This window comes from Escherichia sp. E4702 (assembly GCF_963883545.1).
In the GTDB taxonomy this organism is placed as follows: Bacteria; Pseudomonadota; Gammaproteobacteria; order Enterobacterales; family Enterobacteriaceae; genus Escherichia.
In genome coordinates this window covers 78,064-95,042 of record NZ_CAWORF010000019.1, presented here as the reverse complement: position 1 = coordinate 95,042, position 16,979 = coordinate 78,064, and the positions used below count along the sequence as shown (strand labels likewise).

The following is a 16,979-nucleotide window of genomic DNA, read 5'->3' as shown; positions in this document are numbered from 1 at the left end:
GTTCTCCCCCAGCCGGATGAGCACTGTCATCCGGCCTTTACCCCACCGCAATATGAAATTCCTGCATCTTTATTGACCTTCCCGCGTCTGGCGCGCAGCATAAAAAAGCAACAGGCATATAACATAAACAGGAGTTAACCATGGAAAGTGGTCATCGCTTTGATGCGCAGACGCTACACCGTTTTATTCAGGCTGTATTTCGTCAGATGGGGAGCGAGGAACAGGAAGCAAAATTAGTTGCCGATCATTTAATCGCGGCAAATCTGGCTGGGCATGATTCACATGGCATTGGCATGATCCCAAGCTATGTGCATTCCTGGCGCCTGGGTTCTTTGCAAATCAACCATCACGCCAAAATTATCAAAGAGGCGGGGGCTGTGGTCACGCTTGATGGCGATCGCGCATTTGGTCAGGTGGCGGCACACGAAGCGATGGCGCTGGGGATTGAGAAAGCGCATCAGCACGGCATTGCCGCCGTGGCGCTACATAACTCGCATCATATCGGCCGAATCGGTTATTGGGCGGAACAGTGCGCGGCGGCGGGGTTTGTCTCTATCCACTTTGTTAACGTGGTTGGTATTCCAATGGTTGCACCGTTCCACGGCCGCGACAGCCGCTTTGGAACCAATCCGTTCTGTGTGATTTTTCCACGTAAAGATAACTTCCCGCTGTTGCTTGATTACGCCACCAGCGCCATCGCATTTGGTAAAACTCGCGTCGCCTGGCATAAAGGTGTTCCCGTGCCGCCAGGCTGCCTGATTGATGTTAACGGCGTCCCGACGACAAATCCGGCGGTCATGCAGGAGTCGCCGTTGGGGTCGTTGTTGACCTTTGCTGAACATAAAGGCTACGCGCTGGCGGCGATGTGTGAAATTCTTGGCGGGGCGCTTTCTGGCGGTAAAACGACGCATCAGGAAACGTTGCAAACCAGCCCCGATGCCATTCTTAACTGCATGACCACTATCATCATCAACCCGGAACTGTTCGGCGCGCCGGATTGTAGCGCGCAGACCGAAGCCTTTGCCGAGTGGGTGAAAGCTTCGCCGCATGATGAAGATAAGCCGATTTTGCTACCGGGTGAGTGGGAAGTGAACACGCGTCGCGAACGGCAGGAGTTTGGGATCCCATTGGATGCGGGAAGCTGGCAGGCCATTTGTGATGCGGCGCGACAGGTTGGTATGCCGGAAGAGACGTTGCAGGCTTTCTGTCAGCAGTTAGCCAGCTAAAAAAAAGCCCGTCCAGTGTCGGACGGGCAAACAAGGGTAACATAGGATCAATGAGGGTTAGAGCATATGCGTCTGTTGGCAAACAGACAGGGAAATACTTTTGCTGGATGTAGCGTTAACGCCATATCCGACCAACGGTTCGGAATTTGTAGGCCTGACAAGATGCGGTAGCGTCGCATCAGGCATCTGTTGTCGGATGCGGTGTAAACGTCTTATCCGACTTACGAATTACTTATAGATAACCGCAGTTCCGCTTAATTTATTGTTGTTGGTGGCGGAAGTAATGCTGTATCCACTAGCCCCAGCAGCTGCCGCTTTCTCAGCCAGTTTCGCTTCCAGGGCATCGAGGGTGGATGCGCCATCGGCAGAAACTACGCCGATTTTGTTCATGCTCTGTGCCTGGGATGCCGTTACCGGTTCCGCGGCAAACACGCCAAATGACAGAGTTGAAAGAGCCATAGCAGCAACAACAGTATTGATAGTTTTCATAATTAATCTCTCGCAGGTGATTTTTGTTTAAGTGACGTTGTTTCGTCGATGTGATGAGTATCACGTTTTTTTACGAGAGATAAAATCGAAGAGAATTGACCGCCTTGTTCAAATAAATTGATTGAAATCTAACATATTGATAAACCATTTATTTGTTGTACTTATGGACCCGTTTTATATCGCGTGGCAGTCACGGCAGCGTTAAAGGCACGGAATGCCACGCAAAATACAAATTATACTCGCTATACATCCCGCCAGTTGTAGTTAACGTAACTGGCTGTCTTTCGAACCTCTGCGATTATATCCTGTATAAGCTGGTTTTTGTAAATCTTTCTCCTGCTGACAATGAATGCATAAGCGCACGCCAGGAATGGCTTCCCGACGGGCCTGCGGGATGGGGGCGCCACACTCTTCACATTCATACAGGCTTTCGCCACGCGGAATTTCACCCCGAGCGCGAGCGATCGCATCTTCAATTGTACTGTTGATCTGTTCGTTGACGGCGTCATCGCTAGCCCAACCGGATGCCATATCGTCCTCCCCATATCAATGCTTGTACAGTTAAGTGTAGCTAATATAGGGACGAACCTGGGCAGTTCAAGCGTCAGATCTCCGACCATTCCCGCAGCAGATTATGATAAAGATTGAGCAGCGACAGTATCTCTTCACTTTCGCCATAGCGGCTTTTCAGTGACTGAATATTGTTGTCCAGTTCAAACAGCATGGCGCGCTTTTTATCATCGCGGATCATCGACTGGATCCACATAAATGATGCCACTCGCACGCCGCGGGTTACGGGTGTCACGCAGTGCAGGCTGCTGGAGGGGTACAACACCAGATCACCTGCCGGGAGTTTTACCCGATGTTGTCCGAAGGTGTCATTAACGACCAGTTCGCCGCCGTCGTAGCTTTGTGGATCGCTCAAAAAAAGCGTGGCAGAAAGGTCAGTGCGCATCCAGCCGTTTTGCGGGTGACTGCGTACTGCACCATCCACATGAAAACCATAGGTTTCATTGTTCTGGTAGCGATTAAACAGCGGCGTGGAAAGGGTACGCGGCAAGGCAGCGGCAAAGAACAAAGCATGTTGGTTAACCGCGTTCAGCACCTCATTTTGCAATTCGGCGTACAGGGCGCTGCGGATATCAACTTGCTGATTGTTCTTAACTTGTGCGCCTTGTGCGCCAGTGGTGACGCGTCCATCAACCCATTCGGCTCGTTCCAGTTGTTCGCGAAACCGGGCGACGTCCTGTGGCGATAACACGCCGGGAATGTGGTACATCATACAAGTTCTCCAAAAAGTGGGGCCTGCGCCCACACCGATTTTTAACAGTCATGCCGGATACGGCGTGAACGCCTTTTCCGGCCTACCAAATGATGTGAATTCAATGTATTGCACAACCTTGTAGGCCTGATAAGCGTAGCGCATCAGGCAATGGTACTCAGGTGCCGGATGCGGCGTGAACGCCTTATCCGGCCTACAAAATGATGTGAATTCAATGTGTTGCACAACCTTGTAGGCCTGATAAGCGCAGCGCATCAGGCAACGGTGTTCAGATGCCGGATGCGGCGTGAACGCCTTATCTGGCCTACCAAATGATGTGAATTCAATGCATTGCACAACCTTGTAGGCCTGATAAGCGCAGCGCATCAGGCAGTCCTGTTCTCGCCATCAACATTAGTGAGCCCTGCGCCCCACATCTGAATCAGAAATGCATATTGGCGGTGAGCAAGAAGGTTCTTGGTTCGCCCGGGTGATAACGGTAGCCGCTCTTGTTGATTGAGGCGACGTAATCGGTATCAAACAGGTTGTAGACGTTTAGCTGGAAGTCGAGATTGCGATTAACCCGATATCCCAGTTTGGCATCGGCGACCCAATAACCTTCGGTAAATGCTGGCGTTCCCACCGCGCCGTCTGAACCTTTATGCATACTGCCGATGTAACGCGCGCCCGCGCCAACGGAAATATCATCGGTTGCCTGATATTGGCTCCATAAGGTAAAGGCGTGCTCCGGCGTATATGGCAGTGATGATGAACCATCCTGAGCCACGTCCGCGCCATTTTTTATGGTCGCTTTTTGCTGGGTATATCCGCCAATCACCTGCCACGCGGGCGTGATATTCCCGGCCACGGATATCTCATAGCCTTCGACGCGTTTCTTACCGTATTGTGAGTAAGTCCCGTCATCGTTTTGCTCAACTTCATTTTCGATATCAGTACGGAACAGCGCGGCGGTAAGCAACAGGCGTTTATCCAGCACCTGCCATTTGGTGCCAATCTCACTGGTGTTGGCTTTTTGCGGTTTAAAGTCGGTGCGGCTGGCGCTGTTACCGCTGCCAGACTGCGCAAGGGCGAAGTTGTTGCCGCCCGGCGGCTGCTGGGAAACGGCATAGTTAATATAGACATTGCCGTTTTCCGTCAGGTGATACAGCGCCCCGGCTTTCCAGTTGACCAGATTGCCCGACTTGGCAGTGTCGACGGTGGTGACCGGAGAACCGTTTGCCACGCCAGCAGGGCAGGTGACTGCGCCGCGTCCACTGCCGCCGCAGGCGGTAGCACTGTCGTATTCAGTATGATAATTATCCAGCCGAACTCCGCCGTTCAGCTCAAAATCACGGGTGATTTGCAGCGTATCGAAGGCATAAATTGCGAAGGTATCCGTCTGACCATTGGCGTTTGCGCCGTTGCGCGTCAGGCCGCCGGGATGAATGCTGCTGTCAGGATGATAAATATTCACCGCCGGTAACGTCACCGGATTAACGCCGTAGTTGGTCTGCGTTTCACGGGTAAATTCCACGCCAGTACTAACATCATGACCGATAGAGCCGGTATAAAACGTGGTAGTCAGGTTGGTCTGGTTGGTGAGAATTTTATTACTCACATCTTTGGTGTTCGCCGTACGTGACCAGGTCCAACTATTCACATCGCTGGTGGGCTGGGTAATATTCGACGCCCCGCCCATAATCGCCGTCATCAGGTAATCCTGCTTCACGCGCGACCATCGGGTCGTATTGCGAATGGTGGTGTTATCGTTGATGTCGTGCTCAAAACGCATGGTGGCGGTATCGGTGGTCGAATCGTCGTAATCGGAATCCGTGCCATAAAAGTTATGCGTATCTACTTTTCCGGAATGATTCAGCGCCGCCGTACCCGCAGAAGGTGCGGAATAGCCCGGTAAACCAATGGTCGGAATGCCTCCGTCTGGCGTATTGTGCTGGGTAACGTGTAAATAGTTGAGATACAAACGATTCGATGTACCAAGACCAAATGCCACGGAAGGGGCGACGCCGTAACGCTCATTTTTGACTTTGTCGCGTCCGGCATCGTGCGTTTTTTCGCCCATCACATTCAGACGTACCGCGGAGGTATCGCCAATCACCTGATTGACGTCCAGCGTGCCGCGGCGGAACCAGGCGCTGCCAATACTGGCGGAGGCGTCAATGCCGGAATCATTGCGCGGCTGCTTGCTGATCATATTGATCGAGCCCGTCGGCGCGCTGCGCCCGTAGTCGGTACCGGACGGCCCTTTAATCACTTCGACCTGCTCAGTATTGAAGGTGTCGCGCGAGACGCTGCCGATATCGCGAATGCCATCAATATAAATACTGTTAGAGGTGTCGGCACCGCGCATATAAATGGCGTCGCCAGTGGTGGAGTTACCGTTCTCACCAGCAAAAAATGCACCTACGCCGGGGACGTTTTTGAGCGCGTCGGTAAGGTTAGTCGCGCCCTGATCTTTAATCACTTGTTCAGAAATCACCGTCATCGTGCGGGTCGTATCCGCTACCGGACGCGAGAATTTCGGATCGGCAGATTGTTGTGGCGCATAAAGCGAAGGCGTTGAGGCTTCGACAACCAGCGTGTCATCCGCGTTAGTTTGCCCTTCGGCGGCGAGTGCCTGAGCCACAGGCGTGATGCCAATACAAAGACCGGCAAAGAACGTGAGCGAATGAAATTGTCTGGCAGGGAAATTGCGATTGTTTTCCATTTAGCAGGTGACTTTTTCTTATATGTTTAAGTTTTCACTGTCACGAGAAAGCATCTCTGCGGATGCGATGCCACTGTTAATCCCGTAATAGTGTTCGTGAAAGTGATAATAATTTTGATAAGCATTATCACTTAGCGCGATTTTCTATCACCCATTGCGCGAAAAAGAAATACATTTATTTACATTGCGTTCATATTTGATGTTTTTTGATTACAAAACAGGCGAAAACTGCATCCAGAGGCGAATGCAGTTACGTTGGTGGGGTTATTTGTAGATGGTTGCAGTACCGAACATCTGGTCATTTCCGCCTGCGGAATTAATGACATAACCTTTCGCGCCTTGTTCGCGCGCTTTTTCTGCCAGTTTATCCTCCAGATCGCTTAGGTTTGATGCGCCAGTTGCCGAAACGGTACCGGCGGGCCGTAGCTGACCGCTGTCCTGGTTACTCAGAGGCTGCGCGGCATAAGCCGTGAAGGTGATTCCGCTCAGGACGGTGGCAATCAGTAGTGCGAGGCACTTTTTCATAATGACATCCTCAGAAATACAACGAGTAGTGCCTGATAAGTGTAGGTCGCCCGTGCGATGCAAATGACGCAAAAAATTGACAGAGATGTGCTTATTTTTTGAACGATATATTTTTACAAAACAAGACAAATCAATGACATGCATGATGCTGATTTTTATGGTGAATTGCTATAAGCCATAGTCATGTTAAGGTCTTTCGAAACGATAAACGCAGCCAGATATTTACCCTGTCGCGTTATGCGGGTATCTTACGCCGCTGCTTAAAGGAGAATGCTATGTCCGCCCAGAAACCGGGGTTGCATCCGCGCAACCGTCATCACAGCCGCTACGATCTCGCCACGCTTTGTCAGGTGAATCCTGAACTCAGGCAATTCCTCACGCTTACACCCGCCGGGGAGCAAAGCGTAGACTTTGCCAATCCGCTGGCGGTGAAGGCGCTCAATAAGGCGTTGCTGGCCCATTTTTACGCCGTAGCGAACTGGGATATTCCGGACGGTTTTCTCTGCCCGCCAGTACCGGGCCGGGCGGATTATATTCATCACCTTGCCGATTTACTGGCAGAAGCAAGCGGAACAATTCCAGCTAATGCCAGCATTCTGGATATCGGCGTTGGTGCGAACTGTATTTACCCGCTGATTGGCGTACATGAATATGGCTGGCGTTTTACCGGCAGCGAAACCAGCAGCCAGGCGTTAAGCAGTGCGCAGGCGATCATCAGTGCTAATCCAGGGCTTAACCGCGCTATTCGTCTGCGTCGACAAAAAGAGAGTGGGGCGATTTTTAACGGCATCATCCATAAAAACGAGCAATACGACGCGACCTTGTGTAACCCGCCATTCCACGATTCCGCCGCTGCGGCACGGGCAGGTAGTGAGCGTAAACGCCGTAACCTTGGGCTGAACAAAGACGATGCACTGAACTTTGGTGGTCAGCAACAGGAGTTGTGGTGTGAAGGCGGTGAAGTCGCCTTTATCAAAAAGATGATTGAAGAGAGCAAAGGCTTCGCGAAGCAGGTGATGTGGTTTACCTCGCTGGTATCTCGTGGTGAAAACTTACCGCCGTTGTATCGTGCTCTGACGGATGTTGGCGCGGTGAAAGTGGTCAAAAAAGAGATGGCCCAGGGGCAAAAGCAGAGTCGCTTTATTGCCTGGACCTTTATGAACGACGAGCAGCGTCGCCGTTTTGTCAATCGCCAGCGTTAAAGCGTTGGCTCCCCCGGTGGCAGCGGTTCTGCCGGGGCCGCGCCCGGAGCCGGCAGCACCTGATAAGTCTGCACTGGCGCGCGAACACCCGCCAGGTCGAAATGCTTTTTCACCTGGCTGTCGAGGGCAAAGCGTACCGTCCACTGTTTGAGTGGCAGCGTGGTGAACGACACACGCAGTGTAAACGCGGTATTGCTTAAGCCGACAATCCCGGCAAAGTTCGGCTCACCAATAATCAGCCCGCGAATTTCTTCGTTTTCCATCAATTCCGCTACCGCATCTTTCAGTGCCTGATTGGCTTTATCAGCATCTTCATGGCGATCAACATCGTAATTTGCCACCACCGAACCAATGCCGCGGACGAAGTTAGCAAAAGTGGTAATCGAAGACCACGGAATGATGTGATACGCCCCGGTATCCTGGCGCACGCCCACGGAGCGAATCGACATCCGTTCCACTGTGCCGGTCAACGGTCCGATGGTCACTAAATCCCCGGTGTTCATGCCGTTTTCAAACTGAATAAATACCCCGGTGATAATATCTTTTACCAGCGTTTGCGAACCAAACGAGATAGCCAGACCTAATGCCCCGGCACCTGCCAGCAATGGCGCGATATTGACGCCGATTTCCGACAACACAATCATGATGGTGATGGTACTGATAATCACCGCCAGCGCGTTACGAAACAGCGTCAGCAGGGTACGCGTGCGGGCGCTGGGTAGCGGGCGGCCATGAATATCCGAAGCCAGCCGGTTTTCGATCAAACTGGCGAGCACCGTCCAGCCAACCGCCGAGAAGAAAAGAATGAGTGCGATACGGATCAGGATATCTACGGTTTTCTGCCCCGCGCCGTTTTGCAGCCAGTTCCAGAAATCGAACAATCCCCATGCGCTCAACAGCAACATTACCGCCACGCAGACTGTCAGAATACGCGCCGTTTTCAGTGCCGCCGAAAGCCAGCCATTCAGCCGTTTTTGCAGCTCCGGATAGTTACGCTGAGTATGTGGCGAGAGGGTGATGGTTTTCGCCAGCCAGCGGGAAAACATACCGGAAACAAACGCTGCGATACCAATAATCGCCAGGCTGCGCACCGTTGCACCCATCATAAATTTCAGGCTGTTGCCTGGATCGAACAACGAAAAGAAAAACAGCACGATAAAATAGGCGCTTGCCAGCCAGTGCCACACCAGCGCAAAGGCGCGGATAAACAGGCTGAAAAAGGCCAGCGAATGCTCCGCAAAGTTGAGCAAATGTTGGGTAATCTCTTTTTTATTACGAAAGATCAGGTACAACGCCCAGACGGTCATGCACAGCATAATGATGACGTTCGCCAGCGCACCTATCTGTACATTCACCTGATTAGAGATAATCGGCACGGCCACAATCAGGCCATAGCCAATCAGGCTGCTTAACCAGCTCAGGCGACGGCTCCAGTAACGGGCGCTCTCGTCCTGAATCGTGAACGGGCGCAGCTCCGCCACGTTTGGGCAAAAAATCAGGCGTAGTACAGCTTTGAAAAATTCAATCAGGGCAAAGGCGTTGAGAAACAAACTTTGTTGGAAAGCGATGGTGCGACTGCCCGCATTCAGGTTGTCGCTTAATACCTGGCCGACAAATAATGTCAGTGCCAGTAACAGCAGGTCGATAATAAACGCCCCGATAATCATCGCCGGAAGCTGCAACCAGTTGCTGCGCTCACGATTTTTTTGCCGCGCCCACTGACCCATTTTGCGATACAGCGGCAGTGCGCACAGACGAATCAGCCAGTAAAAACCAAACACTAATACCGCTAACATTGAAAAATGGCTCAGCGCATTGCTGAAGGTTTGTGGATTAAACGGCTTATGCGGGGAGCCGGTGATATTGCGATAAAGTTGCCCGAAGCGGGCGGAAAGGGCTTCACCATAATGGCGGCTGACTTCGGTGACCTTTTGCAGCACGGTTTGCTCTTCAACCAGCGTCGGCGGCACGATCTTCGGGACCGGTTCCGCAGGGGGCGTCGCGGCGACGGTGCGCAACTGGTCGATCAACTCTTTACGCGAGGTGTCATTATCCAGCACATCCGCCAGTGCGCCATAGGCCGCTTTTTTTTGTTCGATATCCGGTTCCGGGGCCGGTTCAGTCGTTGAGTCCGTTGTCGTTGTGGTTGTAACGCCGGGTATGGATACCGCGTGGGCAGGTGCGCCCAGTAGGCAGAAGAGGATGAACAGGATCCACCGCATGACTCCTCCAGTGAGAAAACAGAGCAAAAAGATAAGTATAGATGCTGGGGGAGGGGCGATTTTAAATGAGAGGAATCTGGTGTGCCTCCCTTTCGGGTGAAAGGGAGGAAGGGATATTAAGCAGGTTGCTGACAACGTGCGGGCTTTTTGCCGGATGCGGCGTGAACGCCTTATCCGTCCTACACGTTCATGCAATTTTAATAAGTTGCCATATATCCTGTAGGCCTGATAAGCGTAGCGCATCAGGCAATGTGTCTTATTAAGAGACGTGCTGTAAAAATTCCTGCAAGCGCTGGCTCGGCGGATTCTTGATCAACGCCTGCGGATCGCCATCTTCCGCAATCCGGCCTTTGTCGATAAAGATCAGGCGCGAAGCTACTTTCTCGGCAAAACCGATTTCGTGGGTCACGATCACCATCGTCATCCCTTCTTCAGCCAGATCCTGCATAACCTTCAGCACTTCATGGCGCAGTTCCGGGTCAAGAGCGGAAGTCGGTTCATCAAACAGCATCATTTTCGGTTTCACCGCCAGCGCGCGGGCAATCGCTACACGCTGCTGCTGACCACCAGAAAGTTCGGAAGGGTAGTGATGGGCGCGTTCCGCCAGACCGACTTTCGCCAGCAGTTCACGTGCCAGTTTTTCCGCCTCTTCTTTGTTCGCGCCACGCACGCGTAGCGGGCCAAACATGACGTTTTCCAGCGCCGTCAGATGCGGGAAAAGGTAAAACTGCTGGAACACCATACCCGCTTCCTGGCGAATCAGGCGCTCGTCAACTTTCGGATCGTTAACCTTCAGACCATCGACAATCAGATCGCCGGAGGTGATTTCTTCCAGTTTGTTGATGCAGCGCAGCAGGGTCGATTTACCGGAACCGGACGGCCCGATAATCACCACGACTTCGCCCTGGGCAATATTCAAATCGATATTGTGCAGCACCTGGGTTGGGCCAAAGTGCTTGGAGACGTTTTTAAATTCAATCACAGGATTTTCATCCTTCTTTCCAGACGACGCAGAATAAAGCTCAGCACCAGGGTAATAATCAGATAGAACACCGCCACGGCGCTCCAGATCTCAAGGGCGCGGAAGTTACCGGCAATAATTTCTTGCCCCTGACGGGTCAGTTCCGCCACGCCGATAACAATAAACAGCGAGGTATCTTTAATGCTGATGATCCACTGGTTACCCAGCGGCGGCAGCATACGGCGCAGTGCCAGCGGTAAAATGACGTAGCGAATGGTTTCCCAACGTGAAAGGCCGAGCGCCAGTCCTGCTTCACGAAAACCTTTGTGGATTGACAGCACCGCACCACGCGTGATTTCCGCAATGTACGCGCCGGAGTTGATCATGATGGTGACCACCGCCGCAGTAAACGGGTCGATGCGTAAGTCGTTAAACGCCATCGGCAGGGCGAAGTAGATAAACATCACCTGGACGACGATAGGTGTGCCGCGGATCACTTCAATAAAGACCAGCGCGACGTGGTTGGCTATCCAACCACCGAAGGTGCGTGCAAAACCTGCCGCCAGTCCGATCACCAGGCCGCCAGCCAGACCGAGGACCGAAATCCACAGGGTCATTTTGGCGCCTTCAATCAGAAGCGGAATGGCAGGCCAGATGGCACTCCAGTCAAACTGCATATGTTGTTCCTGTTACCGTGGTGTAAATACCCGAGCCAGAAGGCTGGCGGGGCGAAACGCTGGCCCGGTATGCAAAAGGCCACCGGGCCATAAATTAAAGGCAATCATTATTTCGGTTCAGTACCGAACCATTTTTTGTAGATTTCGTTGTATGTGCCGTTCTCGCGCAGGGTTTTCAATGCGCCGTTGATTTTGTCACGCAGCTCGTCGCTACCTTTCGGGAACGCAATACCGTATTGCTGTGCTTCCAGAGAGTCGCCTACCGCTTTGAACTGACCGTTACCGGCGGTTTTGATGAAGTAAAGAATGTTTGGTGTGTCGTGCAGGACGGCGTCTGCGCGGTTGGTACCCAGTTCCATATAGGCGTTATCGATGTTCGGGAACTGACGCAGATCTTTAGTTTTGATGTTTGCTTTTGCGTAATCAACGGAGCCAGTGCCACTCTTCACTGCAACCACTTTACCATCGAGATCTTTCACGCTTTTCACATCGTTATTGTTGGCTTTCACCATCACTAACAGGCCGCTTTTGTAGTAGCCGTCAGAGAAATCGATCGCTTTTTTACGCTCGTCGGTAATGGTAATGCCCGCCAGCGCCAGATCGATGTTTTTGGTTTGCAGTGCTGGGATGATGCCGCTGAAATCCATTGGTTTCAGTTCGTAATCCAGCTTCAGTTCTTTGGCGATAGCAGCCCACAGATCCACATCAAAACCAACGTATTTGTCGCCCTGTTTAAATTCAAACGGAACGAAGGCGGTATCCGTCGCCACAACCAGTTTTTTATCCGCGGCATGAGAAGAAACCGCAAAAGCCAGGGTCAGTGCAGCCAGTGAAACTTTTAATACAGACTTCATAGCATTTCCTTTTTTCTATCCACGGGACGATCCCCTGCGTGGCATTTACGTATATGAAAAAATCGTGCCAGTTTTACAACTCTTTGATTTTTATAGGAGCAGTAAAAACGGGTTGCACAATTTATAGGGCAACATCTCCGGTCTGCACCATATTGGGGCGCCAAAGTGGTGCGCAAAAATAGTGCACTCAACACATAGATTATTTAGCGTAAATTCTGATGAAAAAACAATCTTTGTGTAACGATTGTGTGATGTTGTTGATACAAGTATTTTACTTTGACAGGCAAAGAAGGCGATGAGTTGCACTAAAAAAGTGCGTAGAGGCGGGCAGCAATACAAAACGGCCTCCTGTCAGGAAGCCGCTTTTATCGCTTACTTAAGTTTTGCACCATCTGCGATGGATTTATTCGATATTAGATTCGATAAACCACAAGAATTTATCCAGGTCGCGGGAAGCGGCGGTCAGGATATCTGCGGTGTCGTCATCTTTCGCTTCGCCAATCGCTTTGCGCACGTCGTTGGCAACAATCGCGTAACGGTCAGCCAGCTCTTTCAGGTGATCCTGAACGCTGTGGATGTCCAGCGGGTAGCTTTTCAGCGGAGTTTTGCTGTTAATAACTTGAGTGGTACCAAGGGCAACGCCACCCAGCTGCACTGCGCGCTCTGCCATAGTATCCAGGTGATCGGTCAGTGCGGTACGGAAACCATCCAGCATCTCATGTACGGCAATGAAGTTAGCGCCGCGCATGTTCCAGTGCGCTTGTTTGGTAATCAAAGAGAGATCAATAAACTGGATAACCTGGCGATTCAGCAACTCAACTGTCGCTTTCTTCTCGCTGTCAGAGACATCGTTGCGGGTATAAAGCAGATTGGTCGCTTTTGCTTTGACTAATTTAGCGGTACTCATAATTTCATATCCTCTTGATGTTATGTCCCAGTAATTAACGAGACTAAGTATAGCACCACCCTGGTGTTCCGCTATTCTGGCTGTCCCTATCACACTAATAGCGGTAACAAGCGTGAAAAATAAAAACCATATAAATTCACATAGTTATGTATATTGCTGGAGACGATTCTTATTTTCTTTTTTACGCGAACTATTCACAGATAATAGGTTTTTGGATAACAAGATATATAAAAAAGGAAGGGATGAAGATTCGTGTCATATTCTGCATGGTTATGCATAACCATGCAGAAAGGTAGGTTTAATTAATATCTAATTCTTTAATTTTAGTCTCTTTGCGCGCTGTTAGCGTTGAGCCCATTGAGGCGGCAATAATCGCGCCGAGGGCCAGCAGTTGTATTGGCGCCAATGTCTCACCGAGGAAAATCATTCCGGAAACGGCAGCCAGTGCAGGCTCCATACTCATTAGCGTACCAAATGTCCGGGTCGGCAGACGGGTGAGGGCAATCATCTCAAGCGAATAGGGCAGAGCGGTAGAGAGGATAGCGACAGCCAGACCCAATGGAACAACCGACCAGTGCCAGAGCGCCTCTCCAGCCTGGAATGCGCCAATCGGCACGAAAATAAGCGCTGCAATCAGCGAACCGATAGCCACCGTCGCCGGGCCGTGTTCCGCACCGGCGCGTTGCCCACTTAATATGTAGATAGCCCAACAAGCACCGGCACCGAGCGCCAGCGCACAGCCGGTTAGGTCGACATGCGAAACATCCTGCCCCAGCGGCAGCAGGAACCACAGGCCGAGTACCACCAGCACAACCCAAACAAAGTCTACGGGGCGACGAGAAGAGAACAGCGCCACTGCCAGTGGCCCGGTGAACTCCAGCGCCACCGCAATCCCAAGCGGTACGGTCTGAATAGCAAGATAAAAAAGATAGTTCATTCCACCCAGTGAGATGCCGTAAAACAGCAGCGGCAAGCGCTGTTCTTTGGCAAACCGCAGTCGCCACGGTTTAAAGAATGCGATAAGAATCAGTGTTCCCAGCGCCAGACGCAGTGCAGTCACGCCCGGCGCGCCAACCAATGGAAAAAGCGACTTTGCTAATGAGGCCCCGCCCTGAATAGACGCCATGGCAACGAGCAATAATAATATCGGTAACCAGACCGGCATTTTACGTAATGTCCCTGGCATCCGTTCCCCCATAAATTTGTATAGTCAGGTAAAGCGAGGAGTGTACTGGATATAACTAAAACTGGTTGAGCATTTGTTGAAAAATTTTTCCCCGTTTTGACTAAAATGCGCCAGGATTGATTGATTCATCAGCTTGGTGATTAGGAATAATCTGGATGAACGGCAGTGAAAATATGCGTAATACTTACGCGGTTCACTGAAAAAATGATTTAAATTTAGATGGATAGCGGCATGTGGAAACGTTCTGTTACATGAAATGGCCCGTTAGACATCACAAATCGCGAAGAGTTTCCCATTAATTTTTGATATATTTAAAGCTTAGGACTTATTTGAATCACATTTGAGGTGGTTATGAAAAAAATTGCATGTCTTTCAGCACTGGCCGCAGTTCTGGCTTTCACCGCAGGTACTTCCGTAGCTGCGACTTCTACCGTAACTGGCGGTTACGCTCAGAGTGACGCTCAGGGCAAAATGAACAAAATGGGCGGTTTCAACCTGAAATACCGCTATGAAGAAGACAACAGCCCGCTGGGTGTGATCGGTTCTTTCACTTACACTGAAAAAAGTCGTACTAACAGTGCAGGCGATTACAACAAAACCCAGTACTACGGCATCACCGCTGGTCCGGCATACCGCATCAACGACTGGGCGAGCATCTACGGTGTTGTAGGTGTGGGCTACGGTAAATTCCAGGACACCAACTACCCGACCTATAAACACGACACCAGCGACTACGGTTTCTCCTACGGCGCAGGTCTGCAGTTCAACCCGATCGAAAACGTTGCGCTGGACTTCTCTTACGAGCAGAGCCGTATTCGTAGCGTTGACGTAGGCACCTGGATTGCCGGTGTTGGTTACCGCTTCTAATCACTTCGGTGATATAAAAAATCCGCCCTTCGGGGCGGATTTTTGTTTTTAAGGTTTCGGGTCGAAAATATCGGTTCCGAGATGGTTGTAATCCACCTTCTGTAACTGGAAGTTGGTGATGTATATCGGCCCGGCTTTCTTCTCGGAAATAAACGGGTAGTTGATGTTGATTTCCTGCGCTTTAATTCCCGTCCACTGTGAGAAAAAACCTAAGAAATCATTGGCTGAACGGCGGGCTTTAATCACCCGATGCGCTTTATCGTCGCTGGAAATGACCATAAAAGGCACCTGGAAATTCTGCTGATATTTATCATCGTGGGCCAGGTATTGCACTTCTTTTCCGCGTTCTTTAAAGGCTAAACCGTGGTCTGAAAAATAAACCATGGAGAAACTGCTGCCGCTGTTGCGTAACTGGTCGTACAGTTTGCGCAGCAAATCGTCCGTTTGCGTCATGGTGTAGAGATAGCACGATGTTTCTTTCGATTGTACAAAGGTTTCGTATTTGCCTTGTGTCCGGTCACAGGCCTGAGGATGTGAACCCATCAGATGCAAAACAATCAGTTGCGGCTGCGAGTGTTCTTCCGCCAATACCTGAGCGGTCATTGTCAGTAGTTCTTCGTCTTTAGCGTTCTTATCTGCTTCAAAATTACCGTTTTTCAGGAAGTGAACTTCATCTGCACGTTTAGCGATGCTGGCGATAGCCGTATCGTATTCGCCTATTTGCCCCTGATTAGAAAACCACCAGGTCTGGAATCCTGCTCGGTTGGCCAGGGTCACAAAGTTATCCTGAAACTGTGGCTTACCATCGACTACGCGGTTAAGCGTTAATCCGAGAGATTTCTGCGTGGAGCCACTGGCAGCAATGTAATCAGCAAAAATCAAGCCGTTAACGCTACTGGCAAACGGGGTATTGTTCCAGTGACCGCCAAAGGCACCGAGGGCATCGCGACGTGCGCTTTCGCCAATGACCACCACATAAGTGTGATATTTTGGTTTAACCGCAGTGACTGTCCAGGTATCTTTCATCCCGGAAAGTTTCGCCATCCGTTCTTGCTCTTCAATCACCTCGTTATTATTGACGATAACATCCCTGGCAAAACGAAATACCGGATAACCGGTGTCTTTGAGTTTAAATACACCGCCCCAGGCGAGATTTTGAACCGGAGCGACAAAAAATGTCGCCACACTGAATACCAGACACAGGCTGTCGAATTTATTCCAGCGTGCTTTTTCATCCTCTTTTTTCCGCCTGATCGCAATCACGCCGAGCGCAAAAATAAATAAGCCGACCAGATAGCTATACCACGGGAAGATCGTAAGAATTTCGGTCGACTCTTCCATATTGGTGGAATGCAGCGCCAGCAATGTATTGAAGTTAGGCGCACCGTACGCCTGAGCAAAAGGAAAATAACAGGCCGCCACCAGCGAACAGACACCTATTAAGATTTTTTGCACGCGCGGCAACATCCGCCATAACAAAAGCAAAACGGCAGTAAAAGCGACGGTATAGAGAAAACTAAAGGGATAACCTAAACCAAGGTTAATCAATAGCGACTGTAAAAAGTAGAACGCAGTCCACGGGCTAAAAACCCGGCTACGGGAAACAAGCGATTCTTTAAGGGTTAAGTTCATATGCCACTATCGTAACAAACGCCATGTGCTTACCCTGGCGTCAAGGGTCAATACCTGCAAGAGTGCGTGAAGAGGGGGAAGGGTCCGCATCTGCGAGCCGCAATATACGCAGGGCTGCAAGAAGATAGAGCGAGCTGCCGCTCAGGTCAACTACTGAGGAACAAATCTTTTGCGAAGAGAATAGCAAATCCGATAAAAAGTGGGGTTTTCAATCCAGAACAATCTATGCCTGCAATAAAGCAGGA

At 50.8% G+C, this 16,979-nt stretch carries 17 protein-coding genes; 4 read left to right on the top strand and 13 right to left on the bottom strand.

Annotation, left to right across the window (positions count from 1 at the left end):
* Positions 1 to 140 precede the first annotated feature (140 nt).
* Entirely contained in the window at positions 141 to 1,226 is a 1,086-nt protein-coding gene (gene hcxB, locus AACU94_RS12630; RefSeq protein WP_135489531.1) for a hydroxycarboxylate dehydrogenase HcXB, read from the top strand.
* Between the two features lie 228 nt (positions 1,227 to 1,454).
* Here hcxB and ybiJ read toward each other — a convergent pair whose 3' ends face one another.
* From ybiJ to mcbA, 6 genes are all read right to left on the bottom strand, one after another.
* Positions 1,455 to 1,715, bottom strand: a complete 261-nt coding sequence (ybiJ, locus tag AACU94_RS12625) for a DUF1471 family protein YbiJ (protein WP_000849307.1) — start codon at positions 1,713 to 1,715, stop codon at positions 1,455 to 1,457.
* Positions 1,716 to 1,979: 264 nt separating this feature from the next.
* A complete protein-coding gene (gene ybiI, locus AACU94_RS12620; RefSeq protein ID WP_130214871.1) occupies positions 1,980 to 2,246 on the bottom strand; it encodes a C4-type zinc finger protein YbiI in 267 nt (88 codons plus the stop codon).
* Between the two features lie 73 nt (positions 2,247 to 2,319).
* Positions 2,320 to 2,997 (bottom strand): PKHD-type hydroxylase YbiX, encoded by a 678-nt coding sequence (gene ybiX / locus AACU94_RS12615; protein ID WP_130214869.1) that lies wholly within the window; start codon positions 2,995 to 2,997, stop codon positions 2,320 to 2,322.
* A 48-nt stretch (positions 2,998 to 3,045) separates the two neighbouring features.
* On the bottom strand, positions 3,046 to 3,363 hold the full coding sequence (locus AACU94_RS12610; protein ID WP_135489530.1) for a hypothetical protein: 318 nt from the start codon (positions 3,361 to 3,363) through the stop codon (positions 3,046 to 3,048).
* A gap of 55 nt (positions 3,364 to 3,418) precedes the next feature.
* Positions 3,419 to 5,701 (bottom strand): catecholate siderophore receptor Fiu, encoded by a 2,283-nt coding sequence (locus tag AACU94_RS12605; protein WP_135489529.1) that lies wholly within the window; start codon positions 5,699 to 5,701, stop codon positions 3,419 to 3,421.
* 264 nt (positions 5,702 to 5,965) lie between these two features.
* Positions 5,966 to 6,226: a DUF1471 family periplasmic protein McbA gene (mcbA, locus tag AACU94_RS12600; RefSeq protein ID WP_010347475.1), complete on the bottom strand. Its 261-nt coding sequence runs from the start codon at positions 6,224 to 6,226 to the stop codon at positions 5,966 to 5,968.
* A gap of 275 nt (positions 6,227 to 6,501) precedes the next feature.
* Here mcbA and rlmF point away from each other — a divergent pair, with 275 nt between their 5' ends.
* Positions 6,502 to 7,428 carry a 23S rRNA (adenine(1618)-N(6))-methyltransferase RlmF gene (gene rlmF, locus AACU94_RS12595; protein ID WP_001275941.1) on the top strand — a complete coding sequence of 309 codons (927 nt, stop codon included), beginning with the start codon at positions 6,502 to 6,504 and terminating at the stop codon, positions 7,426 to 7,428.
* Here rlmF and ybiO read toward each other — a convergent pair.
* The 6 genes from ybiO to rhtA form a co-directional block, all read right to left on the bottom strand.
* Positions 7,425 to 9,650: a mechanosensitive channel protein gene (gene ybiO / locus AACU94_RS12590; RefSeq protein WP_021578425.1), complete on the bottom strand. Its 2,226-nt coding sequence runs from the start codon at positions 9,648 to 9,650 to the stop codon at positions 7,425 to 7,427. The two genes, rlmF and ybiO, sit on opposite strands and share 4 nt — an antisense overlap.
* A 259-nt stretch (positions 9,651 to 9,909) precedes the next feature.
* Complete coding sequence (gene glnQ, locus AACU94_RS12585) at positions 9,910 to 10,632, bottom strand: glutamine ABC transporter ATP-binding protein GlnQ (RefSeq protein WP_032302757.1); 723 nt, start codon at positions 10,630 to 10,632, stop codon at positions 9,910 to 9,912.
* Positions 10,629 to 11,288 (bottom strand): glutamine ABC transporter permease GlnP, encoded by a 660-nt coding sequence (glnP, locus tag AACU94_RS12580; RefSeq protein ID WP_061090926.1) that lies wholly within the window; start codon positions 11,286 to 11,288, stop codon positions 10,629 to 10,631. Before glnP ends, glnQ begins: the two co-directional genes overlap by 4 nt.
* 107 nt (positions 11,289 to 11,395) lie before the next feature.
* Positions 11,396 to 12,142, bottom strand: a complete 747-nt coding sequence (gene glnH / locus AACU94_RS12575) for a glutamine ABC transporter substrate-binding protein GlnH (RefSeq protein WP_130205139.1) — start codon at positions 12,140 to 12,142, stop codon at positions 11,396 to 11,398.
* A 403-nt stretch (positions 12,143 to 12,545) separates the two neighbouring features.
* Positions 12,546 to 13,049, bottom strand: coding sequence for a DNA starvation/stationary phase protection protein Dps (gene dps / locus AACU94_RS12570; protein ID WP_064530112.1), 504 nt, complete (start codon positions 13,047 to 13,049; stop codon positions 12,546 to 12,548).
* Between the two features lie 298 nt (positions 13,050 to 13,347).
* Complete coding sequence (gene rhtA / locus AACU94_RS12565) at positions 13,348 to 14,235, bottom strand: threonine/homoserine exporter RhtA (RefSeq protein WP_130205141.1); 888 nt, start codon at positions 14,233 to 14,235, stop codon at positions 13,348 to 13,350.
* Positions 14,236 to 14,468: 233 nt separating this feature from the next.
* Between rhtA and AACU94_RS12560 the strand changes: the two genes are divergently transcribed.
* Both AACU94_RS12560 and ompX read left to right on the top strand, forming a co-directional pair.
* Positions 14,469 to 14,534, top strand: coding sequence for a protein YliM (locus AACU94_RS12560; protein WP_120795379.1), 66 nt, complete (start codon positions 14,469 to 14,471; stop codon positions 14,532 to 14,534).
* Between the two features lie 52 nt (positions 14,535 to 14,586).
* Positions 14,587 to 15,102: an outer membrane protein OmpX gene (gene ompX / locus AACU94_RS12555; protein ID WP_105289445.1), complete on the top strand. Its 516-nt coding sequence runs from the start codon at positions 14,587 to 14,589 to the stop codon at positions 15,100 to 15,102.
* 48 nt (positions 15,103 to 15,150) lie between these two features.
* Here the strand turns inward: ompX and opgE are convergent, their stop codons facing one another.
* On the bottom strand, positions 15,151 to 16,734 hold the full coding sequence (opgE, locus tag AACU94_RS12550; protein WP_135489528.1) for a phosphoethanolamine transferase: 1,584 nt from the start codon (positions 16,732 to 16,734) through the stop codon (positions 15,151 to 15,153).
* Positions 16,735 to 16,979: the final 245 nt, after the last annotated feature.